Genomic DNA, 23759 nt, shown 5'->3' on the forward strand with positions numbered 1-23759 from the left:
GACGGTGCGGCGCAGCCGTAGGCGGCTTAGAGCTGAAGCTCGAGCCGCTCGGCCGCCGCCCGCACGGCCGCCTCGCCGAAGAGTTCCCGGGCGAGCTCGAGCCCCCCCGCGAGCGCCGACGCGCCCCCACCGACAAACCAGCGCCCCCCGGCGTTTTTGGCCACCCCCGACGCCAGGATCTCCCCCGCTTCGTAGTCGCGCAGCCGCTCCAAGGCGCCTGCCCAGGCGGTCGCGCGTTGGTCGCGCACCAACCCGAGCTCGCCCAGCAAAAAGGCCCCCGACCCGATCCCCAAAAGGAACCGAACGTTGGGCGCGTGTTCGCCCAGATAGCCCATCACCGCGCGGTCGCGTTTGACTGTGTCGACCGCCCCCCCCGGGACGAGCAGCACGTCCGGCGCGGGCGCGCTCATAAACGCCCAGTGCGGCGTCACGACGAGGCCGCCGGCGGTGAGCACCGACATGCGCGAGCGCGCTACGGTGTAGAGGTTCATGGCGTCCTCGGCGAGCGCCCCCTGGGCCGCCGCGAGGACGCCAAAGGGTCCGAAGGCGTCGAGCTCGGAAACCTCGTTGTAGAGGAGCACGGCGATATTCATGTGAAGACTTTACCCAGTTCAGCGAGGGCGTGGGGGCGCCCCGCGTACGGTCGCCGCGCCCCGGCGTCGTAAGCTCGGACCGTGACCCCCCTCCCCCGCACCTTTTACCTCCCGAACGCCGAGGTCGTCGCTAGAGCCCTCCTCGGCGCGACGCTCACCTTCGAGGACAAACGCGTCCGCATCGTCGAGACCGAAGCGTACGTGGGGCCGCACGACCTCGCGTCGCACGCTTCAAAGGGCCGCACGCCGCGCACCGAGGTGATGTTCGGCCCCCCGGGGCGCGCCTACATCTACCTGATCTACGGGATGTACGAGCTCCTCAACGTCGTCACCGGCCCCGAGGGGGACGCGCAAGCGGTGCTCATCCGGGCCGCGGAGCCGCTCTCGGGCGCGCTAAAGGGTAAGACCGACGGCCCCGGCAAGCTCACCCGCGCCCTCGGCGTCACCCGCGCACACAACCGCCACGACCTGTGCGCGCCCCCCCTGACGATCACAGCGGGCACGCCGCCCACGCGCGTGGTGAGAGCGCCCCGCATCGGTGTGGACTACGCCGGCACCTGGAGGGACGCGCCGCTGCGCTTTTACGACGCCGACAGCCCGTTCGTCTCGAGGCGCTGAGGCGGATCAAGCCTCTAACGCGACGGCTCGAGGACGTAGATGTGCCGCTCTGCCGGGAGCGTTTCGGGGGTCAGCGCCAAGCTCGGCCCCCCCACGCGCGCGATCATCTCGCCTGGGTAGCGTGACAACAACGTCTCGACCGGCTCGACTTGAGCCAACCGCGCGGGTGAACGTGGTGCATGGGGATCACCACGCGCGGGTTGATCGCCTCGGTGGCGGCGTCGCGGTCGTCAAAGGCGATGGTCGCGAGCGCCAGCAAGACACCAGCGTTTCCGCGCAGCGCCTCTAGGTTCGGGCCGGGGGTGTAGGGTCGGGGACGACGTTGAGGAGCTCGTACATCCCGTAGAGCACCTGACGCCGAGAACCACTCCGTCGCGGCGCGAAACACACCGCTTCCAGACACCAAAAGGAGCAGGTGGGGTGCCGCTACCCACACGCCGCGACGGAGGGCCGCGCAAACGGCTAAACTCTTCGGGGGGACTCGATGCTCGTACACCTGATCGCCGACTACGGACTGGGCGACCTCGCGTTCGCCGAGGTGGTGCAGCGCCTTAAATGCTACCTGCCGGACGCGGAAGCGGTCCTCACCCCCGTACCGCCCTTTGCGACCCTCGCCGCTGGCTTTTGCCTCGCGCAGCTCGGGTTAAACGACGCCCCGCCGGGCACCTTGATCTACCACAACGTCGCGCCGCGCCGAGACGAGGTAGCTGCGCGGCCCGACAACGCCGGTGAGCGGCTCGCCTTTGCCCGCCTGCCCACGGGCGTCCGGGTCGTCGGCGTCAATGCTGGTTACACCTTTTCGTTCGTGCGCGACGCCGCCCTCGAGCTGCGCTGGGCCTCTGTCCCCGCTGCGGGTTCGCAGTTTCGCTCGCGCGACCTCTTTCCGCGCGCCGTCGCCGCCATCGCCCTGGGCGAACCCGACGCGCTGGGGGATGCGCTCCGTCCGGGAGACGTCCCCGACCCGCCACCTAGCTGCGTCGCCTACGTCGACGGGTACGGCAACCTAAAGACGACCATCGCCGCGCGCACCACCTCGCTCCCGGCGGGCGCGCGGGTGCGGGTGCGCGTCGGCGAGGTCGAGCGCGAGGCGGTGGCGAGCGATGGGAGCTTTAACGTCGCACCCGGTCACCTGGCGTTCGCGCCGGGGAGCAGCGGTTGGCGCCTCGCTCACGGTGCGGTCCGCTGGATGGAGCTCTTTTTGCGCGGCGGCAGCGCTTGGGAGCACTTTGGCCGTCCGGACGTCGGCAGCGCTATCGAGATCGAACCCAAAAGCCCCTAGCGGCTGTCCGCTTCTACGCCCTCTAACTTGGCCTGATGCCCGCAGCGCCCTAGCGGCGTCGGACAAACCTGAGAGCGGACCTTGCTCGAACGACCTGGACGAGAAGCCACCCTCAAACCCTTGGCGGGTAGAACCCGCCGAGGGTGCGCGCTGGGCGGGTGAGAGGAGACGCTCTCGGTCGAGACGACCGAGATGAGGTCTAGGCAGCGACGCCCTGAGCGCTGCCGATGAGCCTGCTCGCGACCGCTACGAGCCGCCGCGCTTGGTGCCGGATCGCCGCCTTGTCCGCGTCACTCAGGGGCTCACCGCTCGCCGTGACGCTCACGCCGTAGGGGTTGCCGCCGGCGGCGAAGACGGCCGGGTCGGTGTAACCCGGCGGGACGATGATCGATCCCCAGTGCATAAAGGTGATGTAGAGGTTTTGCAGCGTCGTCTCCTGGCCGCCGTTGGGGTTTTGGGCGCTCGTCATCGCGGTCACCGCTTTGTCGGCGAGCTTACCCTGCCCCCAGAGCCCCCCCAGCGTGTCGATAAAGGCCCGCATCTGGCTGGCGGCGCCGCCGAAGCGGGTCGGGGTGCTAAACAGGTACGCGTCCGCCCACTCGAGGTCCGCGGGCGTCGCCTCGGGGAGGTGCGCCGTCGCCTCCTGCTGCGCGCGCCACGCGTCTTGGCTGTTCACGACCTCTTGCGGGGCGGTCTCACGCACCCTCAAAAGGCGCACCTCGGCCCCCGCCTCGCGCGCCGCTTCGGCCGCGACTTCGGCCATCTGGTAGTTGGTCCCGTAGGTGCTGTAGTAGATGACGGCGACTTTGGGTTTGGACATGCTGGTCTCCTTTGCTAGGGGGTGAAGGGTCAACGTTGACTGCGCTCGAGCTTGCGCAAAAGCCGCGAGAGCTCCCCCTGCTCGTCGGGGGTGAGCGCGGCGAAGCGCTCCGGTAGCCACGCCTCGTGCGCCGGCACCAGGTCGTGAAAGAGCGCCCTGCCCGCGGCGCTGAGGAAAAGCTGCTTGGTCCGGCCTTGAGGGCGCCGCTCGATGAGGCCGCGTTTTTCAAGGCCCTGCAGAAGCTGACAGACGTTGCCCTGCGTGGTCAGCAGGCGCTCGGCGAGCCGCCCTTGCGTCATCCCCTCGTCGGCGCCGACCTGCGCGATCACGTCGAACTGCGCCAGCGACACCCCCCAGCCCCGCAAGCGCTCGGCGCTCAGGCGCTGCGTGCGGCTCACAAAGCGCAGCATCCGCAACCAGGCCAGCACCGCCGGCTGGCGGAAGGTGGCGTTCTGCGAGGGGGTTGCGGGGGCGGTCTCGAGCATCGGCTGCAAACACTTTAGAACTAAACTGTCGCGCTCAGTGTGGGCGAGCTCACGCTGAGCGCAAGCCCCCCTCGCCGGCTGCCGCACGCACCTGCGCGCGTCCCAGCGCACGGCCGCCGTGGCCGGTCTAGATCACCACGGTCGCTAGGCGCTACGCCTTGCGGTGGGGGGAGGCGCGGAACTCCTCACGGGGCGAGCGCGTCCCCTCGCGCACGCCAGCTACAAAGGGTTCGACGTGGATAGTGGTGACCAACCCCGGCAAGCACTTTCGGAGGCGCGCCTCGAGCCCGCTCACGAGCTCGTGCGCCTCACCCACGGTCATCTCCGGCGGGACAAAGACGTCGACCTCGGCGAACCGACCGCTCCCCGAGCGCCTCGAGCGCAGCCGGTGGTAACCGAGCACCTGGGGGTGGGCGTCGAGCACCTCGAGGATCAGCCGCTCCTCGTCGTCGGGCAGCCGCGCGTCTAAAAGCGACGAGAACGACCCGCGCAGCACGAGCCACCCCTCGCGGACGATGTTGAGCGCCACCAAGGCGGCGATGGCGGGGTCGAGCCGCAACCACCCCGTCAGGGCGACGAGGAGCACCCCGAGCACGACGCCCACCGAGGTCCAGACGTCCGTCCAGAGGTGCCGCGCGTTCGCCGCCAGCGCGGCCGAGCCCGTGCGCTCTGCGACGCGCCCCACGAGCAGGGCGCCGCCGCCATTAAGGGCGATCGCGGCGACCGCGACCAGGGTGCCGGCGAGCGGGTTTTCGAGCGGTTGCGGCGTCACGAGCCTGGGCACCGCGCTCGCCAAGATGGCCGCCGCCGCGAGCAGGATGAGCCCCCCCTCGAACGCCGAGGAGAGGTACTCGACCTTGTGGTGGCCGTAAGGGTGCCGGTAGTCGGGCGGCAGGCGCGCGACGCGCACCGCCGCGAGCACCATCACCGCCGCTACCACGTTGACGAGCGACTCGGCGGCGTCCGAGAGGAGCGCGACGGAGCCCGTAAGGGCGAAAGCGCCCCCCTTAAGCGCGAGCACGACGATGGCCAAGGCGAAGCTGAACCACGCCCCTTGCCTGGAGTCGGTCACCGGCCTCGCACCCCTTTGCCCCCGCGCAGCCCCTCTGCCGCCCTCACACCTCGTCCTCGCCAAGGTCGTCGCCCAAACCGCCTTTTACGTCGCCCTCTAACTCGGCGAGCAGCGCCTCGAGCTCCTCGCCCTCGTAGTCGGTGACGGTCTCGGCGATGAGCGCCAGGGCGGCCTCGGCCTGCGCCTCAGGGACGAGCACGAGGGTCGTCTCGCCGCTCACCCCGCCTAGAGACGAGAGCACATCGGCAAAGGGCGCCGCGCCGCGCACGAGCACGACAAACCCCTCCTCCTCGAGGATGGTCGCCACCATCTCCGCGAGCGGTTCGGCGGGGGCGACGTCTACGACCGTCCAGAGGTCACCATTGAGGCGCACGGTTTCGCCTTTGGCCGTCACGCCCGTCACGCCCCCTCCGCGAGAAAGGCGCGTAGCAGCGCGGCGTAACCCCGACGCGCGACGCGCAGGTGCGCTAAGGGCACGCTCTCCTGGGTGGTGTGCGCGAGCTCCTCCTCGCCAGGTCCGAAGCCGATAACGACCCCGCCCGCGCCCTCAGCGCACCTCGCTAAGTGCGGCGCGTCGGTGCCGAACCACCAACCATCCTCGGCGAAGGGGTACCCCTCGGCCGCCAGGGTCGCCCGGAGCACCTCCCGCGCCCGCGCGACCTGCGGGTGATCCTTGGGGGCGAGATAAGGCGGCACGATCCGCGGGAAGGTGTAGCGCACCGCGCCGCTCTCGCTCACCGCCTCCTCGAGGGGGACCGCCAGCTCGGCCTCCGGCTCGAGCGCCTGCAGCCGCGCCAAGACCGCTTCGGGGGGGTCCTCGGGGAGGTTGCGGTAGTCGATGGTCACGACCGCCCGCCCCGGCACGACGTTTTTGCCGTTTAAGGGGTGCGAGACGAGCGAGGTCGGCGTCAGCGACGACCCGCCCAGGGGGCCGCCGGTGGGGAGCTTAAGGTCGCGTAGGCGGCTTAGCAGCGCCCCCGCCTTGTAGAGCGCGTTGTCCCCCAGCTCCCCCCGCGCGGCGTGGGCGATGCGGCCCGGCAAGCTCACCTCGACCTCGACGCGGCCGCGGTGCCCGAGCATCAGCTTGAGCTTGCTCGGCTCGCCCAGGATCACCACGTCCGCGCGCTGCGTCTCACCGAGAAAGCGCGCCCCCAAACCGCCGACCTCCTCCTGCACAGCCCCGGTGACGAGGATCGTGCCGCGCACCTCGTCCGCGACGTCGCGCGCCGCGTAGGCCATACACGCCAGCGCCGCTTTCATGTCGCACGCCCCGCGCCCCCAGAGCCGCGCCGCCTCCCCCTCGCCGACGACCTCCCCCGAGAGCGGCGGGTAGGGCCACTTGGCCTCGTCGCCTAGGGGCACCGTGTCGAGGTGCCCGTTTAGCATCACCGTCTTCCCCGCGCCCCCGGCCGGACCGCAGCGCAGCACCCCGACGGCGTTGCCCGCGCCGTCGAGAAACGCTTCGTCGAACCCCAGCTCGCGAAAGGCGCCGAGCAGCACCTCGGCGGCGGGGCGCTCGCGGCCCGAAGGGCTAAACGCCTGAACCAGGCGCTGGGTGAGCGCGACCTCACCCGCGAGCGCCGGTCTAAGGTCTTGAGAGGCTCTCGTCATGGCCCAGTATACGGCGCGCCTCGCGGGAGCTTGGGGCAGCAGAAAGCCCCGGCGGGGTGCCGGGGCTTTTGGGGGCGCTTACGTTAGCGCGACCAGACCCGTTTGCCTTGACTGTCGAGGCGGAGCAAGAAGGCGTCGAGCTCACCGAAATTCTTCCCGTTGACCTTGCCGTCTGTTGCACCCACCACGAACACCGAGCTGCTATCCGTAAGGGCAACCTCGCTAGCGTACTCCCGAGTGCCCTTGAGCCTCGGTGTATAGGTCCAGACAGTTTGAAGAGCTGGGGTGTACTTGCGTACGAAAAGGTCGGTGTCACTGCTGCGCACAAGATCACCGGCGAGGTAGAGGTCGCCAGCAGCGTCGGCGCGGAAGGCCCGTGGGTTCACAGCTTCGGTCGATGGAAACGCGCTGTTCAAAACGCGTTTGCCGCTCGCGTCGTACTTGAGGACTGGGACTCTACCGCCCTGACCTGCAGCGCGGCCCAGGTTGACTAGGTACACGTCGTTGGCGACAGACGCCACAGTAGCGTGTGAGAAGGCGCGTGGCAACGTCCGCTGCCAGAGAACGTGTCCCGTGCGGCTATATTTGGTGAGCACAGGACCGTCGAGGACACCTGTGACGTAAAGGGAGCCGTCAACCGCCGGACTGAGCGTCTGCGGCGTAGGTACCTCAACGCCAGACGGCTCTCCGTAGTCGTCGTAAACGCGTTCTCGAGCCCACACCAGTACCCCCCGGGCGTCGTACTTACGCACAAACTGACGCTGACGATCTATAGTGCCGTCGTGGTCATTAAGACCGGACACGTAAGCGTTGCCCGCAGCGTCGAGCTCAAAATCACGAAGACCGTCAACGATGTCGACCCGGTAGCGTTGCTTGCCCGAGGGGTCGAACTTCTGCAGAGCGGCACCCTCAGAGCCATTGTCGGAGAAGAGCGACCAACCCACGTAGACATTACCGGAAGCGTCGGTGTGAAGACCAGCGACGGAAAGACCCAGCCCGGGTGTTGAGACCAGGCGCTTTCGCCAAACAAGCGTTCCATCTCGGTTGTAGCGGCGCAAGAAGATGTTGCCGCCGCTCTCGTAAGGGTATGTCAGATCGGCAGAATCAACGCCCGCAACATACACCGCGCCCCGTCTCGGGTCCGTCGCAACGGCCTCTGCGGAGTCGTTTAACGGGGTGCCGAACTGCGCCTCGAGCTCCGCTGCGGGCAGGTCGGTGCTCTGATTGCAGGCGGCGAGAAAGGTAAGGGTGGAGAGCAGAAGAAACAAGCGTCTAAGCGTCATACGTAGCTCCTTGCCTGAAGATCATGTAACGACTGATTGCGTACGATTGCGTACACGGCCCGACTCCGGGCGGTGACTTGACCTGCTCGTGCGCCCCGAGGGTTTAGGCCCCAAGGCGCACGTCATGCGTTAGCGCGACCAGACCCGTTTGCCAGCGCCGTCGAGGCGCATCAGGAAGGCGTCGTAGCCGCCGAAATTCTTACCGTTGACCTTGCCGTCGGTAGCACCGACGACGTAGATTTCGTCCTTCGTCCGGGCAGCTACACCTGACGAAAACTCCGAACTGTTCGGGAGTTTGGGGTTATAGCGCCACAAAAGATCGCCCGAAGGTGCGTATTTGTTGACGAAGAGGTCGGTGGAGGTGTTGGGGTCGCTTAGGTAACCGCTCGTGATGAAACCAGTCAGATAGACGTTGCCAACCTCATCTGCAGCGACACCACGCACGCCAAGATCATCGTTGATGCTCGTTGCAAACTCACGCTTGAATAGCAGCGTACCCGCACTGCTGTACTTCCTCAAGTAGATGGGAGTACCGGGGACGCTGTCGCTGCGATAGGCCACGTAAACGGCGTTGCCACCAAACGCGATGCCCTGCACTTCAGAACGCCAAAAGATCTTGCGCTCGAACTGCAGCTGACCGTTAGGGTTGTACTTCTGGAGGAGGTGCCCTGGACCTTCGGGGCTATTGAAGCGGTTGTCTATCAGGACGTAAGCGTCACCCGCAGGTGAGAGGGCGACGTCCGTGACCCAAGCGTTGGATGAAGAGCCGCGCTCCCAGACCAACCGGCCAGCTGATGTGTACTTTTGTAACCATGCACCGCCCTCGCTCGAGCCAACATATACGCTACCGTCACCATCGACAGCAAGAACACTGTAGGAGCTCGGGCTTAGCATCTTGCGCCAGAGCTGCGTACCATCCTTATCAAACTTGACGAGGTAGCGCTCCCAAAGATCTTGAAAGGGGTCCGGGTCAACGTCGCCAGCATAGATGGCGTAGACATTTCCCGCGGCGTCGGTGCCGACGCCGCCAATCTCAGCACCACGGACGAAACGCGCGCGAGGCGTCAAACGCTCCCACACCAGCGTGCCGTCACGGTTGTAGCGCCGCAAAAAACCACGCCTGTAATGGTCGGGGCTGTCGACCTCGTTCATGCGCGTGCCCGCCACAAAAACGTAGGGGTGTTTCGGGTGGGTGGCCACCTCATAGGCGTAGTCGTCATCAGCCGTACCGAACTGCGGCTCGAGCTCCGCTGTCGGCAGATCCGCGGGTTGGCTGCAGGCGGCGAGGAGGGCGAGGGTGAAGAGCGCTAAGAAAAAGAACCGTAGGCGCTTCATGGCAAACTCCTTTGAGAAGCGTGAGGTATATGAGAAACTCAAAGACCCGTACTCTGCTAGGCTGGCTCGCCCTTCCAGCTCTTCCCCCTTTGCAGCAGGTTTGCGTTGTGCGTACCTTAGACCCGCGAGCTTAAGTGAAACTTAAGTAGCCTTTATGTAAGCCCCGGTCTCGGTGCAGCGCACCTCACCCTAGCGCTCGGAGATAACCTGGGCGTTACCCGTTCGGCCGACCTCGGGGTAACGTTCGGGGGGGTTTGAGAAGAGGCGCGTCAGGGCCCATCGGGAGCGCAGCGCACAGACAAACGCCTATAGGCGCTGCTTACTGTCGTAACGGCTGTCGACAAAAACATCCGACGCCCCCAGCTCCCAAAATCCCCTAAACTGTTCCTTACGTACCCGTCAGGAGACCCGATGACGCAGATCCCTACCGCTGAAGCCGAGCCCGCTGCCCAAAATGTCACGATCCCCGAGTCGCACCCCCGCACCGAGGGGGGCGCCAAGTATCACCGCATCTTGGTCATCATGAACCCGGTCTCCGGGCAGCACAACCCGGATGAGACGACGCGGCTCATCGAGACGCGCGCCGCGCGCGCGGGGGTGACGGTCGAGGTGCGGCGCACCGAGGGCGAGGGTGACGCCGAAAGGTGGGCGCGCGGCGCCGCCGAGGAGGGTTTTGACGTCGTGCTCACCGCCGGCGGCGACGGCACCGTGGTCGAGGCGATCACGGGGCTTATTCGGAGCGGCAACAAGATCCCTTTGGCGCAGCTGCCCTCGGGCACCGCCAGCCAGATCGCCCTGGCGCTCACGATCTCCCCCCAACTCGACGAGGCGCTCGAGCTCCTGTTCGAGGCGCCCTCCAAGGTGGTCGAGCTCGACGTCGGCTACTTGCCGCAGCACGACCGCTACTTCGCCCTGATCACCGGCGCGGGCTTTGACGCGCGCGTCATCGAGGAGTCGCCGCGCGAGCTCAAACGCCGCTTCGGGTTCATGGCCTACGTCATGGTCGGCGTCAAGGAGCTCTTTCGCCTCAAACGCCGCTCGATCACCCTCGAGCTCGACGGCAAGACGAAACGGGTGCGCGGCCACACGGCGATGATCGTCAACATCGGCCGTATCGACAAGGCCAACATCTCCATCGGCCCCGACATCTGGCACCACGACGGCGTGCTCGACATCATCGTGCTCGGCGCCGAGGGGTTGCGCGAAAACCTCGCCCTCGCCTGGCGGCTCCTGCGGCGCGAGTACCGCGGCTCGCGGCACCTGCGCTACTACCAGGCGAGACAGCGCGTGCGCATCACCGCGCGCCCCCCCTTGCCGACGCAGATCGACGGCGACCCGCTCGGCGAGACTCCTCTAGAGGTCGAGATCGTCCCGAAAGGCGTGCGGGTGCTCGTCCCCGAGGCCTACGACCCCACCACCCCGCCCGAGGCGCCCATCAAAGCGCTCGCCTGAGGGGTTCGGACGCGGGGCGCGCAGCACCCAAAGGCTTACGTGAACGGGCGCTCACGCAAACAGGTGGCGGTAGCGCGCGAGGTCGAGGCGGCCCGCCGCATCGAAGCGCACCCCCTCGGCCTCTAGGAGCGCCCGCTGCAGCTCGCCGGCGCCGACCTTGTAGGTCGAGAGCCCCCCACGGGCGTTGACGACCCGCTGCCACGGCACCACCGCCGCCTCGCGGGGGGAGAGCCCGCGCAGCACCCCGCCGACCTGCCGCGCCGCGCCCGGGTGCCCCGCCGCGAGCGCCACCTGGCTGTAGGTGACGACGCAGCCGGCGGGAACTTGGGCAACCAGCGCCAACACGCGTTGCCGAAACGAGGCTGCTGACACCTCCTGCTCTCGCACCCTTCCATCCTAAACCGCGCTGGCAAGCGCCCATCAGGGTACACTGTAGCCGTGACGCAGCGCGCGCTAAAGACGGCTCTTGGGTTGAGGTTACTTGGGGTGCTCCTCGCGCTTAGCGCCTGCGCCCCCGCCGCCGACGTCGCGCAGACGCCGCCCACGACCTACGCGGGCCCTTACGACGCGGTCTTTTCGGCCACGCTGCAGCTCGTCACGCAAGACCCCGGCGTGCCCGGTTACAACCCGGGCGGCATCAACGGCTACTGGCGCGCGCCGTCTGGGCCCTGGCTGGTGACCTCGAGCGACCGCCAAGCGGGGCTGATCGCCGCCCAGGCGCGCTCGCAAGCGGCCGGGTTTATCGGCTCGGGCGCCGCGCCGGACGTGCACAGCGTCAACATCCTCATCGTGCCCCTTTCGGAAGACCCGCCGCGCACCCAGGTCACGGTGCAGGGCACCGCGCGCTCGCGCCTCCTGCAAAACCGGTTGCAGCGCGCACTCACCGAGCGCTTCGGGCGCGTGCCCTAACGCCGCTTTAGCCCCTTCCACCTCACCCACCATCCCGTCTCGTCCCGCTTCGGGTGCGGTTGGCTTTTACCCCGTGCGCTTTAGGACCACGTCGCCGCCCCGCACCTCGCCGACGCCTCACCCGTAGCTCGAGGGTCTTGCAGCTCGGCTGACCCCTTTTGGAAGGGTGAGCCTTTGCACCGCGGCTGAGAGCGCCGGCTATTCACCGCTTTGGCAAGATGCTCTCTGTTTTCTAGGCATTTTACCGGTTTTACCAAGGCTAGCCCGCCGAACTCCCAATTTTTCTGCAGAACGCTCGCCGAGAGGTGAGCAAACTGCAAACTTATGCTTGACATCCTGTAAAAACACGCCTATTCTAAGCGCAGGTGGCCGGTAGGCCCCATCCCTAGGAGGTCAACCTATGTTTAGGCGCTCCAGCACCCTGCTTTTCTCGCTACTGGGTTTTACCCTGCTGGGCACGGCCCTTGCGCAAGACGCGCCGCTCGCCGAGACCGTAGCGGCGCTCGAGGCGCAGCTCGCCGAGACCAACTTCGCGCTGGAAAGCCTTTTTCTGCTCTTTTTCGCGGTGCTCGTCGCGCTCATGCAACCGGGCTTCGCGCTGCTCGAGGCGGGGCTGCACAGCGCCAAAAACGTGGTCAACATCTTTATGAAAAACATCGCCGACTTCGCGGTCGCCGGCCTCGCCTTCTGGGCGATCGGGTTTGGCCTTATGTACCGCGACGGCGGCCAGATCTTCTGGTTTTTGCAGGGCTACGAGAGCGACTTCGCCGTCAGCGCCGACTTCTTTTTCCAGATGGTCTTCGCCGCGACCGCCGCGACCATCGTCTCGGGCGCCATCGGGGGGCGGATGAAGTTTAGCGCCTACCTCATCTTTTCGGCGGTGATGACCGCGCTCATCTACCCCTTTATGGGGCAGTGGCAGTGGGGGGGCGGCTGGCTCAGCGACCGGGGCTTTTACGACTTCGCCGGGTCGTCGATCGTCCACGCCGTCGGCGGGTTTGCCGCCCTCGGCGCGGTGCTCGCCATCGGGCCGCGCCTCGGGCGCTACGCGGGCGGTAAGGTCAACGCCATGCCGGGGCACAACATGGCACTGGCTGGGCTCGGGGTCTTTCTGCTCTGGCTCGGGTGGTTCGGCTTCAACCCCGGGTCGCAGCTCGCTTTTGCCTCGACCGGGGACGCGACCGCCGTCGCCGACATCTTCGTCAACACCAACTTAGCCGCCGCCGCCGGCGCGCTCGCCGCCATGGTCACCTCGTGGCTGCTCTTTAAAAAGCCCGACTTCTCGATGACCATTAACGGCATCCTGGCGGGTCTGGTTGGCATCACCGCCGGACCCGACGTGATCGTCGGCGCCTGGGCGGCGCTCACGGGCGCCGTCGCCGGGATTATCGTGGTCTTTAGCGTGCTGCTCTTCGATAGGCTGCGCGTCGACGACCCGGTGGGCGCCATCTCGGTGCACGGCGTCTGCGGCATCTGGGGGACGCTCGCGGTCGGCGTCTTCGCCCCATCGGCGGCGAACCTCGGCGTGCAGCTGTTGGGGACTCTTAGCTACAGCGCGGGCGCGCTGGTCGCGGGCTACCTCATCTTCATGATCCTCAAAGCGCTGATCGGCATCCGCGTCTCCCCGCAGGAGGAGATCGAAGGGCTCGACATCGCCGAGCACGGCATCGAGGGTTACATCGCCAACGACCAACTCGGTGCGCCGGTCGTGCTGCAGGCGAGCCCCGCCGGCGACTAGCGCGGGGTACGAGGGACCAGGGGTCAACGCATGAAACTGATTACGGCCATTATCCGTCCGGGGCAGCTCGCCAAGGTCAAAGAGGCGCTCTTTCGGGCCGGCGTGCGCGGCATCACCATCTCCCGCGTCAGCGGGCACGGGGGCCAGGGGGGCATCGTCGAGCAGTACCGTGGCAGCCAGTTCGTGGTCGAGTTTCACGAAAAAGTGCAGCTCACCATCGCCGTGAGCGAGAGCTTCGTCGCCCCCACCATTGAGGCCATCGTCGGCGCGGCGCGCACCGGCGAGGTCGGCGACGGCAAGATCTTCGTGCAACCGCTCGAGCAGGTCGTGCGCATCCGCACTGGCGAGCGCGACACCGAGGCGCTCACCCCCGTCGGGGCCTGACGAGAGCACCGCCGCGCTAGCAGCGTTGCGAGCGAGTGGGTCTCACTCGCTCGTTGTTGTGGCGCCGTGGGCCTTTTCGGAGACCCCCTGGGCGCGCCCCCGATACGCCGCCCCCAGCCCCCCCTGCTACAATGGCAGACGTGACTTTGGGCGTGTGCTAGAAGTCATCTCAACAACCCATGGGGGCAAAGCCCCGATGGGTTTTGCGAGCAGAGCGAGTAAGCTAAGACGCTCTGGGTCAAAAGAGCCTTTTTTGAGGTGGCTTGTAGGGAGTTTTCGCTATGTTGGTCCACGTTATCACCCACGGGTGTCAGATGAACGAGTACGACACCCACACCATCTTGTCCGAACTCGTCGCCGGGGGGCACCAGATCGTCGACACCCCCGCCGACGCGGAGCTCATCATCCTGAACACCTGCGCGGTGCGCGGCAAACCCGTCGAAAAGGTCATCTCGCTGCTCGGCGAGTTTCGCAAACAGAAGCTCGCCGGGCGTGACCTCACGGTCGGGATGATGGGCTGTCTCGCGCAGCTCGAGGAGGGCCAAGCGCTCGCCAAAAAGTTCGGCGTGGATATCCTCGTGGGCCCGGGGGCGATCACCGACATCTTAAAAGCCATCGAAGCGGTCGAGACGCGCGGCGAGAGCTTCTGGAGCCTCGACTTCAAAGACGACCTGCACAGCTACCTCACACCCCCGCCAAACACCCTGACCGGCTTTTTGACCATCATGCGCGGCTGCAACCACCACTGCACCTACTGCATCGTGCCGCAGACGCGCGGCCCGGAGGTCTCACGGTCGCTCGAGTCGATCATGCACGAGGCGCGGGCGATGCAGGCGGCCGGCGTGCAGGAGATCTACCTCTTGGGCCAGAACGTCAACTCGTACGGCCTGGGCCGCCCCGACCTGCCGTCGTTCGCCGAGCTGCTGCGGCTGGTCGCCGCCACGGGCATCCCCCGGGTCAAATTCACCACCTCGCACCCGATGAACTTCACCTCGGACGTGATCGACGCGATGGCCGAGTGCGACAACGTCTGCAAGTACATCCACCTGCCCGTGCAGTCGGGTTCGGACCGGGTGCTGCGGCGTATGGCGCGCGAGTACCGCCGCGCGCGCTACCTCGAGATCATCGCCGAGATCAAGGCGAAGATCCCCGACGTGGTCATCTCGACCGACATCATCGTGGGCTTCCCCGGCGAGACCGAGGAGGACTTTGAGGCCACCTTGACGCTTTACGACGAGGTCGGCTTCGACCACGCCTACATGTTTATGTACTCCGCCCGCCCCGGCACCCCCTCGTACAAGCACTTTAAAGACCTGCCGCGGGAGGTCAAGACCGAGCGGTTGGGGCGGCTCATCGAGCGGCAGAAGTACTGGTCGAACCGCCGCAACGCGCGCTGGGTCGGGCGCAACCTGCGCGTGCTCGTCAAAGAGGTCGCCACTGACGGGCAGTACCTGGTCGGCCACAGCGACCAGAACCACACCGTGCTCGTCCCCAAGGAGCAGGTGCGGACGCTCGGGCTGCACGAGGTGCGCATCGACAGCGCGACGCCGCACACGCTCTACGGGACGGTAGCGGGTTTTGCCACCGAGGCCATCCCGCTCATGATGGCGTCGTAGTTGGCCCTGACCCGCGACTTTACCGCCACCGCCTTTGTCGTGTGGCGCAACCGCGTGCTCCTACACCGGCACAAAAAGCTCGGGCTCTGGTTTCCCTGCGGCGGCCACCTCGAGCCCAACGAGCTCCCCGACGAGGCAGCGGTGCGCGAGGTGTTCGAGGAGTCCGGGGTCCGGGTGGTGCTCGTCGGCGAACGCGCCCTTCAAACGGAGCCGCCCCGGCAGCTCGTGCGCCCGCGCGGGGTGCAGCTCGAGCGCATCGCCGAGGGGCACGAGCACATCGACCTCATCTACTTCGCGCGGCCCGTCGCGGGCTATAGCGGCGCGCTCCTCCCGAGCGACCCCACCCTGGGCTGGTATGACGCAGACGCGCTCAGCGCGCTCGAGCTGACCGACGAGATCCGCGAGTGGACGGCCTTGGCGCTCCGCGAGCTCGGCGAGGCGGTCTCTGAAGGCGCCAACCCCTAGGGCGCCTCCACCGGTTCGACCTGCACCGGCACGTTGCCGAAGGTGCTGCCGCCACCTAGGTCGGTCAGGCGCTCGCCGGTGAGGTCGTTAAGGCTGCGGCCGTCCGGCGCGAGCTTCGGCCACCACTGCCCGAGGGCGACGAGCACCCCCTCTTTGGCATCGTCGCTCACCACGACCTTGCGGAGGATGCTCCCGTGAGCGCTCACGACGCGGTGGCGTTCGCCGTGGCGGACGCCCAAGCGCGCCGCGTCGCGCGGGTTAATCACGACCTGCGGTTCACCGCCCGCCGCTTTGAGGAGCGCCGGGATGTTGCCCATGGTGGTGTTTAGCAGGTGCGAACCGGGCGGCGAGATGAGCCGCAGCGGGAAGCGCTCGGAGAGCCGCTCCTCGAACTCGAGCTGCTCGGGTGCGGGGGCGAAGCGGATCTTGCGGTCCGCGAAGCTGCTCCCCGCGGCATACGGCCGGTAGGGTTGGGGCAGCGCCAGCTTGACGCTCCGCTCGCGTTGGAGGCGCTCGAACGTAATGCCCCGAAGGTGCGGGTGCTCGCTGTCCAAAAGCGCGCGCGCCACCTCCTCGGCGCCCCAGAAGAGCGTTTCGTCCGCTAGACCGAGGCGCGACGCGAGCTCGCGGAAGACCCAGGTGTTCGGCTTGCACTCGCCCAAGGGCGCCACCACCGGCTCCGCCCACCCGAGGTAGTGGTGCCCGTACGAGGTGTAGAGGTCGGGGTGCTCCAAAAACGTGGTCGCGGGGAGCAGGTAGTCGGCGTAGTCGGCGGTGTCGGTCTGAAAGTGCTCGAGCACGACGGTGAACAGATCCTCGCGCGCGAGCCCCGCGCGGACGCGGCTCGAGTCGGGGGCGACCGCCGCCGGGTTCGCGTTAAAGACGAAAAGCGCTTTGATAGGGTTTTCGGTCAGCTCGAGGGCCGAAGCGAGACGGTTCATGTTGACGCGCCGCACGCCGCGCCTCAGCAGGTGCTGGCCGCCCAGGCGCGACGTGTTGAGGCCGAAGCTGCCGCTCGTCGAGAGCATCGCGCCGCCCCCGCGGTGCCGCCACGCGCCGGTGAGCGCGGGCAGGAGCGTCACCGCGCGCAGCGCGTTGCCGCCCCCCTCGTTGCGCGTCATACCGTAGCCGACCCGGATGAAAGCGGCCCCCGCCGCCGCGAAGGCGCGCGCGAGCTCGCGGACGCGCGCCGCCCCGCCCGGCCCCAGACCGCAAAAGGCCGCCGCCCGCTCCGGCGGCCAGGCCGCGCAGGCCGCGCGGTAGGCCCCCAGGCCCTTCGCGTGGGCGCTCAGGTACGCGGCGTCCTCCAGACCTTCTTCGAGGATCACGCCCCCCAGAGCGAGCGCCAGGGCCGCGTCGGTGCCGGGGGTGAGCTGCAGGTGCTCGTCGGCGAAGCGCGAGGTCTCGTTGCGGTAGGGGTCGATGTGGATCACCCGGGCGCCCCGCGCTCGAGCCCGCTTTAAAAAGGGGGTGAGGTGCGAGTTCGAGCGCAGGCTGTTGATCCCCCAGAGGAGGATGAGCCGCGCGTGTTCGACGTCGCCGAGCTCGGGGGCGAGCTTGCCGGGGCCGTAGTTCATCTCCCACGCCGCGCCCCCCGTGGTCGCGCAGATCGTCTGCTCGAGCTCAGAGGCGCCGATGGCGCGGAAAAAGGCGAGGGGCTGGTCGCGCTCGCAGAGCCCCATGGTGCCCGCGTAGTTGTACGGGAGCACGCTCTCGGCGCCGTAAGCGCGCACGACCTCCTGCGTGCGCGCCGCGATGTCATCTAACGCTTCGTCCCACGAGACGCGTCTAAAGCGCCCCTCCCCTTTGCGGCCGACGCGCTTTAGGGGTACGCGCAGCCGCTCGGGGTGGTTTTGCCGCGCGGGGTAGTGGCGCGTCTTGACGCAGGCGAAACCCTGGGTGACGGGGTGCTCGGGGTCGCCCGCTAGCTGCGTCATCACCCCGTCTTCGACGGTGATGTGCAGCGAGCAGGCGTCCGGACAGTCGAGCGGGCAGACCGAGCGCAGGATAGGCATGCCCTTACTATAGGCCGTAAGCGCGCCCACGCTCGGTCGCGAGCCCCGCAGCGCCACGAAGGTAGGGCGGACCCATGCGCGTGGCGGCGCACACCCCGCAAACAGCCCGCGGAGCTATACTGGGACTCAGCACCACTTTCTCGGCAAAGGGGCAACGACAAGCGCGGAGGTCCTTATGGCGACGCTTTTGCAGATCTCGTTCTACAGCCTTCTCGTCTTTTCCGGTATCACCGTGCTCGCGGCCGCCTTTGTGCTGGCGAGCCACGCGGTCGCCACCGAAGCGGTCGAGGAGCACGACCCGCACGGGCACTGACGCAGTGGCTACCTCGCTAGGCGGGGTGCCCGCGAAGGTCGTCCAGCCTCCGGTAGGTAGACCACAAGCCACGGGCTACAAGCTTCTTTAGAGAGCTAGCGGCTTGGGGCGCCCGTCCAAACGCCCCTCTGTCCGGCGCCGCCTCTACTCGGGATACCCCGAGAGCAGCTTATGGAGTCTGGTGTACGAAGACGATACGCGTCTCAGGGTCGATGTCGACGTCGTTGGGACCAAAGCCCCGCACTTCGTGACCGCCGTGCCAGCCCGTACCAACGATGCTAAGGTCGCCAGTGGCTATGCCTTCTTCCGTCAGGCTGCTGGCGTCTGGCAAGATCCTGCCATCGCGCAACGTGATGTTCCAGTACGCCGGCTGCGTCCCCGACAACTCGAGGCTCTGTACATCGGTCCACGGGACAAAGATGACCTCTTGCTTGATGACGGCGTAGATACCCTCGCTCTGCACCGATGTAAAAACCGTTTGATAGCCTATCTCGGCGTCGTGAAGCTCGAGCCTCTCTTCGCTATTGATCAAAACGATGTGCAGATCGCCAAAAGGCTCCACGGGCTCCCGCACCTGCGCGTATGCAAGCGCTAACAGTAGCCACAACCCACCAACCTTGAGTGATTTAAGCATAATTTGCATCTTAGAAAGGCTCCTTGAACAGTGCTTCTAGGTAAAAGGCCAAACGTCAGGTGCAGTGACAATTCCGTCGTCTAATAAAAATAAACTTGGCACCTCCCTAACGTCAAAATATTCTCCTAGCACGTCTGCCGAGTCGTACCATACGTTAATACTGTCCTCTAGTTGCATACTCTGATTTCTATTGGTTACCAATATTACTCTGTCGAGTGATTCGAGGTCTTCTGTGATCCAAGACTAAACAACCACCGACTAAAGTCGGAGGGTTTGAAAGAGCGACTGAAAGTCGGGATACGGGTCATAGACCCGTCAGTCCTCTGTCCTGAAGTTGTCCTCTCGGGTCGGCTCGAAGTGATGCTCCAGGTAGCTCTTGATCATCTCTTCCGTGACTTGCCCCACCGTCGCACAGAAGTACCCTCTAGCCCAAAAGTGCCGCCCCCAATAACGTGCTTTTAGCTTCGGATACTCCTCGAATAGCTTGCTCGCACTTCGCCCTTTGATCCGCCGCATGATCTCACTCGGCGCCATTGTCGGCGGCGCACTCACCAGAATATGCACGTGGTCGCTACTCACCACTCCGCTCAGAATCCGTATCTCGAACGCCTCGCAGGTTTGCCGCACCAACTCCCTAACACGCTCGGCTATGTCCCCTTTCAGCACCTTGTAGCGGTACTTCGTGACCCACACAAAGTGGTACTCGATGTTGAAGACGGTATGGCTGCCATAGCGATACTCCATCCGCCAAGGCTAGCAGATGAAATCTGACCGCCTAAAGGCGGTGGTTTCAACCTTACGCTTGGAATAATGAAAGAGGTCACATGCTGCACAACTGTCAGGTAGGGTGAATACAAGCATACACCGGCCACTAACCAGATCACCTGGGTGAACCATTGCAGCATCTGAAAAGATGGAGAGCGTGTCTAAGTGATCAAGGTCGATAGGCTGGCTTAAGGCACTACCTACAACCAGGGATGCAGCTAATACCGAATACCTTTTCACCTTGCGTCACCTCGTCGTTCAACGCGAACAAGGATTTACTATCGGGCAGTGCGATTCTACCCCCCCTCTCTTTTGTCAATATAGTTTCGCAGCCAAGTGGACTTCTTCACACGTGGGTACACTGCGCCCGCCTCTAGTAGCGACTGCCGAGCGCAAAGCACGGCGGAGGCATCGTGGGACAAGCGCGGTTGGGACCGAGCAGGTGACCACCAGAGCAGCCATGATCGCCCAGCTAACGCCCCTGGCCGACCGCAGTTCGAGGCGGGTCGGCGCCAGCCTAGTTTGACGGCCGGGAGCAGCGGTAGAGCGTCACATGCCGCCGACGTTCGTGAGAGGCCATCGTTACGCCGCGACTTCCACTTTTGTCACCCTTCTCACCCTCTGCCCCTAAGGTGTGAACGCCAAAGGGGTACGCTGCGCGCGACGTAGGGATATAGGGGTAGATTAGGCCATGCACTACCGCACCGTAGGACGCACCGGGGTGAGGGTCTCGAGCCTGTGCTTGGGGACCATGTCGTTCGGCGACACCGCCGACGAAGGGGAGGCGAAGCGGATGTTTGGGCGCGCGCTCGCCGCCGGCATCAACTTCTTCGACTGCGCGGACGTCTACGCGGCGGGGCGCGCGGAGGAGATCCTCGGCAGGCTGATCGCGGGGATGCGCGACGAGCTTGTAATCACCAGCAAGGTGTTCGGCAGAACCGGCGAGGACCCCAACGCCCGGGGGCTCTCACGGCGCCACATGACGCGCGCCGTCGAGGCGAGCCTGAAGCGGCTCGGGACCGACCGGCTCGACTTCTACTTCGTCCACCAGTTTGACCCCGACACCCCCATCGAGGAGACGCTGAGGGGGCTGCACGACCTCGTGCGGCGCGGGCTGATCCTCTACCCGGCGGTGTCGAACTGGGCGGCGTGGCAGATCATGAAAGCCCAGGGCGTCGCGGCGCGCGAGCACCTGACCCGCTTCGAGCTGATGCAGCCGATGTACAACCTCGTCAAACGCCAAGCCGAGGTCGAGCTCTTGCCGATGGCTCGGAGCGAACAGCTGGGCGTGATCCCCTATAGCCCGCTGGGGGGCGGCCTTTTGAGCGGCAAGTACGGCGTGCGGCGGCGGCCCGAGGGGGGTCGGCTGGTGGACAACCGCATGTACGCCGAGCGCTACGCGCTGCCGAGCTACTTCGAGACCGCCGAGCGCTTTACCGCCTACGCCGAGGAGCACGGCGTTCACCCCGCGACGCTGGCGGTCGCTTGGGTGGCGTCGCATCCGGCGGTCACGGCGCCGATAGTCGGCGCGCGCAGCGCCGAGCAGCTCGAGCCCTCGCTCGCGGCCGCAAACTTTACGATGACGCCGGCCATGCGCGAGGAGATCGCCGCGCTCACCCCCGAAGTGCCGCCCTTTCACGACCGGCGCGAGGAGCGGAGCGCCAGCGCCCTCGGGGAGCGCTAGGGGTGCTCGCGCAGCTGCGGGCGTTTCTCCTCGAGCCCGACCCCACCCCCGCCCAGGCCGCCGCGCCGCTCCGCCTGCTCTTCGCGCTCGCTTTCGGCGGCCAGTTCGGCGTCGTCGCGCTCGCGTGGCTCGTGCTCGCCCTGCTGGTCACCCCGACCCCGAGCGAGCGCGCGCTCACCGCGCAGGTGCTCTTGGGGGTCACGCTCCTCGAGCTCCCCCTCGCGCTCGGCGCGGCAGCTTTCGTGGCCCGCTCCGGCGGCAAGGAGGGGGCGATGGCCGCCAGCATCGCCCTCGGCGTGGTGCTCGCCGCGCCGGCGTGGTTTGCGCTCTTCGTCTGGCTTTCGGGTGGGGCGCGCCTCTACCTGGCGGCGTTTCTGGGCGCCTTGGCGCTCTACTACCTCCTCGGCTGGATGCTCGCGGCGCGTTACAGCGCCCTCGTCGAGACGGCGTGACGTGGCGGCGCCCTCACGGCACCGGCTCCGGCACCTCCGGCTCCTCTCGCCCCTCGAGCTGCGCAAACCACGCCTTCCAGTTCCAGGCGCTCTTGACGACCTCGGCGAGCTGAAACGTTTCGGTGTAGGTCACGTGCGGCAGCGCCCGCGGCAGCTCGACGCTCATAAAGCGGTGCAGGCTCCCGATGTCGGGGTGCAGCGTCTGGATGATGATGTCCGCCGAACCGAACGAGGTGCCGACAAAGCGCACGTGTGGGTACGCCCTAAGCGCCTCCGCGCTCTCTTGCACGTGACCGGGCCGCACGCGAATCAGGCATATCGCGACGACTTTGAGGCCCAACTGAAAGTAGTTGCCAACCGCGGTGATGCGGATGCTCCCGCTCTCTAAAAGCCGGTTGACGCGCGCCCGCACCGTGGCCTCGGCGACGTCGAGGTCGCGCGCGATGTCGCGGTAGGGGCGGCGCCCGTCGTCCTCTAACGCGCTGATAATCTGCTGGTCCAAACGGTCTAGCTTCATCCAACCTCCTCGCAAACAGCTTATAACGAGCGGTCTGCGTGCGCATAAAGAAACGATAGCCGGTATAAAGTTTGACAAAGCGCAGCGTTCAGCCCTAATATTACTGCAACGCGTGGTTTTTTGCCTTTTTTGCTGCGCGCTTCTTACCGAGGGAGGAACGATGAAGCGAACCCTGATCGTCTCGCTAGGCGTGCTGCTCGGCCTGTCGTGGGCGCAGACGGTGCGCGTCGGGCTCAACGAGGACCCCGACACGCTCGACCCCGACTTAAGCCGCACCTACGTCGGGCGCATCGTCTTCGCCAGCTTGTGCGACAAGCTCTTCGACATCTCGACCGACCTGGAGATCATCCCGCAGCTCGCCACGGCTTACGCGTTCTCCGAGGACAACCTCTCGCTGACCATCACCCTGCGCGACGGGGTCGTGTTCCACGACGGCACCCCGCTAGACGCCGAAGCGGTCCGCTACAACTTGGAGCGCTCGAAAAACCTCCCCGGCTCCAACCGCGCGAGCGAGATCGAACAGCTCCAGAGCGTCGAGGTCGTCGACGACACCACCGTCCGCCTCACCCTGTCGCAACCCTTTGCCCCCATCCTGGCACAGCTCGCCGACCGCGCCGGGATGATGGTCTCGCCGACCGCCGCCGAGGAAGCGGGCGAGAATTTTGGCAACGCGCCCGTCTGCGCCGGTCCCTTTCGCTTCGTCGAGCGCGTCGCCCAAGACCGCATCGTCTTAGAGCGGTTCCCCGACTACTGGGACGCGGCGAGCATCCACCTAGAAGGGGTCGTCTTCCTCCCCATCCCCGACACCAGCGTCCGCTTGGCCAACCTTCAAGCGGGCGACCTAGAGCTCATCGAGCGCCCCGCGCCCACCGACTTAGAGACCATCCGCAACGCCCCCAACCTCGAGCTGCCCACCGCCCCCAGCCTGGGTTACCAGGGGCTGACCATCAACCTCGCCAACCCCGAGCCGCTCGACACCCCGCTCGCTACCAGCCCGCAGGTCAGAGAGGCGCTCGAGCTCGCGTTGGACCGCGACATCATCAACCAAGCGGTCTTTGACGGCGAGTACCTCGTCGGCAACCAACCCGTACCGCCCAGCAGCCCCTGGTACAACGAGAACTTCCCGATCCCCGAACGCGACGTCGAGCGCGCCAGGGCACTTTTGCAAGAAGCGGGCTTTGAGCGGGTCGCGTTTGAGCTGATGGTCGGCAACAACCCCGAGTCGGTGCGCCTCGGCGAGGTGATCCAGGCGCTGGCCGGCGAGGCGGGGTTTGACATCACGCTGCGCGCCACCGAGTTCGCCACCGCCCTCGACTTGCAAGAGCAGGGGCAGTACGAGGTCTTTCAGATCGGCTGGTCGGGCCGCCTCGACCCCGACGGCAACATCCACCAGTTCTACACCTGCGAGGGCGCCCTCAACGAAACGGGTTACTGCGACGAGGAGGTCGATAGGCTCCTCAACGAGGCGCGTTCGGTCGCCGACATCGACGAGCGCAAAGCCCTCTACGACGAGGCGAGCGCGCGCTACTTGCCCAACCGCAACATCATCTACCTCTACCACACCCAGCTCTTTTTCCCGCACGTCGACCGCTTGGAGGGGTTCCAGCCCTACCCCGACGGGTTGCTGCGCTGGCAGGGCGTCACGCTGAACTGAGCTGACACTTCTGCGCGGGCGCCCGCACTTAACATTTAAGGGGTGCGGGCCCCGCTCTAGCTACC

At 66.4% G+C, this 23759-nt stretch carries 25 protein-coding genes; 12 read left to right on the forward strand and 13 right to left on the reverse strand.

Annotated features, from left to right (window positions below):
• Positions 1-26: 26 nt before the first annotated feature.
• Positions 27-593 carry a DJ-1/PfpI family protein gene (locus TRAD_RS11915; RefSeq protein WP_013178864.1) on the reverse strand — a complete coding sequence of 189 codons (567 nt, stop codon included), beginning with the start codon at positions 591-593 and terminating at the stop codon, positions 27-29.
• A gap of 81 nt (positions 594-674) precedes the next feature.
• Between TRAD_RS11915 and TRAD_RS11920 the strand changes: the two genes are divergently transcribed.
• Together TRAD_RS11920 and TRAD_RS11925 are read left to right on the forward strand one after the other, a co-directional pair.
• Entirely contained in the window at positions 675-1211 is a 537-nt protein-coding gene (locus tag TRAD_RS11920) for a DNA-3-methyladenine glycosylase (RefSeq protein WP_013178865.1), read from the forward strand.
• A gap of 484 nt (positions 1212-1695) precedes the next feature.
• Positions 1696-2490 (forward strand): SAM hydrolase/SAM-dependent halogenase family protein, encoded by a 795-nt coding sequence (locus TRAD_RS11925; RefSeq protein WP_013178866.1) that lies wholly within the window; start codon positions 1696-1698, stop codon positions 2488-2490.
• A gap of 199 nt (positions 2491-2689) precedes the next feature.
• Here the strand turns inward: TRAD_RS11925 and wrbA are convergent, their stop codons facing one another.
• The 7 genes from wrbA to TRAD_RS11960 all read right to left on the reverse strand — a co-directional run bounded on the left by wrbA (position 2690) and on the right by TRAD_RS11960 (position 9096).
• Positions 2690-3310: an NAD(P)H:quinone oxidoreductase gene (gene wrbA, locus TRAD_RS11930; protein WP_013178867.1), complete on the reverse strand. Its 621-nt coding sequence runs from the start codon at positions 3308-3310 to the stop codon at positions 2690-2692.
• 29 nt (positions 3311-3339) lie between these two features.
• Positions 3340-3795 (reverse strand): MarR family winged helix-turn-helix transcriptional regulator, encoded by a 456-nt coding sequence (locus tag TRAD_RS11935; protein ID WP_013178868.1) that lies wholly within the window; start codon positions 3793-3795, stop codon positions 3340-3342.
• A gap of 151 nt (positions 3796-3946) precedes the next feature.
• Positions 3947-4867 carry a cation diffusion facilitator family transporter gene (locus TRAD_RS11940; protein ID WP_013178869.1) on the reverse strand — a complete coding sequence of 307 codons (921 nt, stop codon included), beginning with the start codon at positions 4865-4867 and terminating at the stop codon, positions 3947-3949.
• A gap of 43 nt (positions 4868-4910) precedes the next feature.
• Complete coding sequence (locus TRAD_RS11945) at positions 4911-5270, reverse strand: hypothetical protein (RefSeq protein WP_013178870.1); 360 nt, start codon at positions 5268-5270, stop codon at positions 4911-4913.
• Positions 5267-6478 carry a M20/M25/M40 family metallo-hydrolase gene (locus TRAD_RS11950; protein ID WP_013178871.1) on the reverse strand — a complete coding sequence of 404 codons (1212 nt, stop codon included), beginning with the start codon at positions 6476-6478 and terminating at the stop codon, positions 5267-5269. Before TRAD_RS11950 ends, TRAD_RS11945 begins: the two co-directional genes overlap by 4 nt.
• Positions 6479-6561: 83 nt before the next feature.
• On the reverse strand, positions 6562-7761 hold the full coding sequence (locus tag TRAD_RS11955) for an NHL repeat-containing protein (protein ID WP_013178872.1): 1200 nt from the start codon (positions 7759-7761) through the stop codon (positions 6562-6564).
• A 129-nt stretch (positions 7762-7890) separates the two neighbouring features.
• Positions 7891-9096, reverse strand: a complete 1206-nt coding sequence (locus tag TRAD_RS11960; protein ID WP_013178873.1) for an NHL repeat-containing protein — start codon at positions 9094-9096, stop codon at positions 7891-7893.
• A gap of 411 nt (positions 9097-9507) precedes the next feature.
• Between TRAD_RS11960 and TRAD_RS11965 the strand changes: the two genes are divergently transcribed.
• Complete coding sequence (locus TRAD_RS11965; protein WP_013178874.1) at positions 9508-10548, forward strand: diacylglycerol/lipid kinase family protein; 1041 nt, start codon at positions 9508-9510, stop codon at positions 10546-10548.
• Between the two features lie 51 nt (positions 10549-10599).
• Here the strand turns inward: TRAD_RS11965 and TRAD_RS11970 are convergent, their stop codons facing one another.
• Positions 10600-10935, reverse strand: a complete 336-nt coding sequence (locus TRAD_RS11970; protein WP_013178875.1) for an MGMT family protein — start codon at positions 10933-10935, stop codon at positions 10600-10602.
• Positions 10936-10986: 51 nt separating this feature from the next.
• On the opposite strand from TRAD_RS11970, the gene TRAD_RS11975 reads away from it, so the two are divergent.
• The 5 genes from TRAD_RS11975 (at position 10987) to TRAD_RS11995 (ending at position 15660) form a co-directional block, all read left to right on the forward strand.
• Complete coding sequence (locus tag TRAD_RS11975) at positions 10987-11457, forward strand: hypothetical protein (RefSeq protein WP_041947279.1); 471 nt, start codon at positions 10987-10989, stop codon at positions 11455-11457.
• A 400-nt stretch (positions 11458-11857) separates the two neighbouring features.
• A complete protein-coding gene (locus tag TRAD_RS11980) occupies positions 11858-13195 on the forward strand; it encodes an ammonium transporter (protein ID WP_013178877.1) in 1338 nt (445 codons plus the stop codon).
• Between the two features lie 30 nt (positions 13196-13225).
• Positions 13226-13579 (forward strand): P-II family nitrogen regulator, encoded by a 354-nt coding sequence (locus TRAD_RS11985; protein WP_013178878.1) that lies wholly within the window; start codon positions 13226-13228, stop codon positions 13577-13579.
• 281 nt (positions 13580-13860) lie between these two features.
• A complete protein-coding gene (gene miaB, locus TRAD_RS11990) occupies positions 13861-15195 on the forward strand; it encodes a tRNA (N6-isopentenyl adenosine(37)-C2)-methylthiotransferase MiaB (protein WP_013178879.1) in 1335 nt (444 codons plus the stop codon).
• Positions 15196-15660: an NUDIX hydrolase gene (locus TRAD_RS11995; protein ID WP_013178880.1), complete on the forward strand. Its 465-nt coding sequence runs from the start codon at positions 15196-15198 to the stop codon at positions 15658-15660.
• On the opposite strand, the gene TRAD_RS12000 is transcribed toward TRAD_RS11995, so the two are convergent.
• Positions 15657-17675 carry a molybdopterin-containing oxidoreductase family protein gene (locus TRAD_RS12000; RefSeq protein WP_013178881.1) on the reverse strand — a complete coding sequence of 673 codons (2019 nt, stop codon included), beginning with the start codon at positions 17673-17675 and terminating at the stop codon, positions 15657-15659. The genes TRAD_RS11995 and TRAD_RS12000 overlap by 4 nt on opposite strands.
• A gap of 175 nt (positions 17676-17850) precedes the next feature.
• Between TRAD_RS12000 and TRAD_RS16390 the strand changes: the two genes are divergently transcribed.
• Positions 17851-17988 carry a hypothetical protein gene (locus TRAD_RS16390; protein WP_013178882.1) on the forward strand — a complete coding sequence of 46 codons (138 nt, stop codon included), beginning with the start codon at positions 17851-17853 and terminating at the stop codon, positions 17986-17988.
• Positions 17989-18157: 169 nt separating this feature from the next.
• Here TRAD_RS16390 and TRAD_RS12005 read toward each other — a convergent pair whose 3' ends face one another.
• Positions 18158-18622, reverse strand: coding sequence for a hypothetical protein (locus TRAD_RS12005; protein WP_041947280.1), 465 nt, complete (start codon positions 18620-18622; stop codon positions 18158-18160).
• A gap of 315 nt (positions 18623-18937) precedes the next feature.
• Positions 18938-19366, reverse strand: coding sequence for an IS200/IS605 family transposase (gene tnpA / locus TRAD_RS12010; protein ID WP_013177059.1), 429 nt, complete (start codon positions 19364-19366; stop codon positions 18938-18940).
• Positions 19367-20078: 712 nt separating this feature from the next.
• Between tnpA and TRAD_RS12015 the strand changes: the two genes are divergently transcribed.
• Both TRAD_RS12015 and TRAD_RS12020 read left to right on the forward strand, forming a co-directional pair.
• On the forward strand, positions 20079-21071 hold the full coding sequence (locus TRAD_RS12015; protein WP_013178884.1) for an aldo/keto reductase: 993 nt from the start codon (positions 20079-20081) through the stop codon (positions 21069-21071).
• A gap of 2 nt (positions 21072-21073) precedes the next feature.
• Positions 21074-21523, forward strand: a complete 450-nt coding sequence (locus TRAD_RS12020) for a hypothetical protein (RefSeq protein WP_013178885.1) — start codon at positions 21074-21076, stop codon at positions 21521-21523.
• A gap of 13 nt (positions 21524-21536) precedes the next feature.
• On the opposite strand, the gene TRAD_RS15400 is transcribed toward TRAD_RS12020, so the two are convergent.
• Entirely contained in the window at positions 21537-22040 is a 504-nt protein-coding gene (locus TRAD_RS15400) for an Lrp/AsnC family transcriptional regulator (RefSeq protein WP_013178886.1), read from the reverse strand.
• 160 nt (positions 22041-22200) lie between these two features.
• Here TRAD_RS15400 and TRAD_RS12030 point away from each other — a divergent pair, with 160 nt between their 5' ends.
• On the forward strand, positions 22201-23694 hold the full coding sequence (locus tag TRAD_RS12030) for an ABC transporter substrate-binding protein (RefSeq protein WP_013178887.1): 1494 nt from the start codon (positions 22201-22203) through the stop codon (positions 23692-23694).
• Positions 23695-23759 lie beyond the last annotated feature (65 nt).

This window comes from Truepera radiovictrix DSM 17093 (assembly GCF_000092425.1).
Lineage (GTDB): Bacteria > Deinococcota > Deinococci > Deinococcales > Trueperaceae > Truepera > Truepera radiovictrix.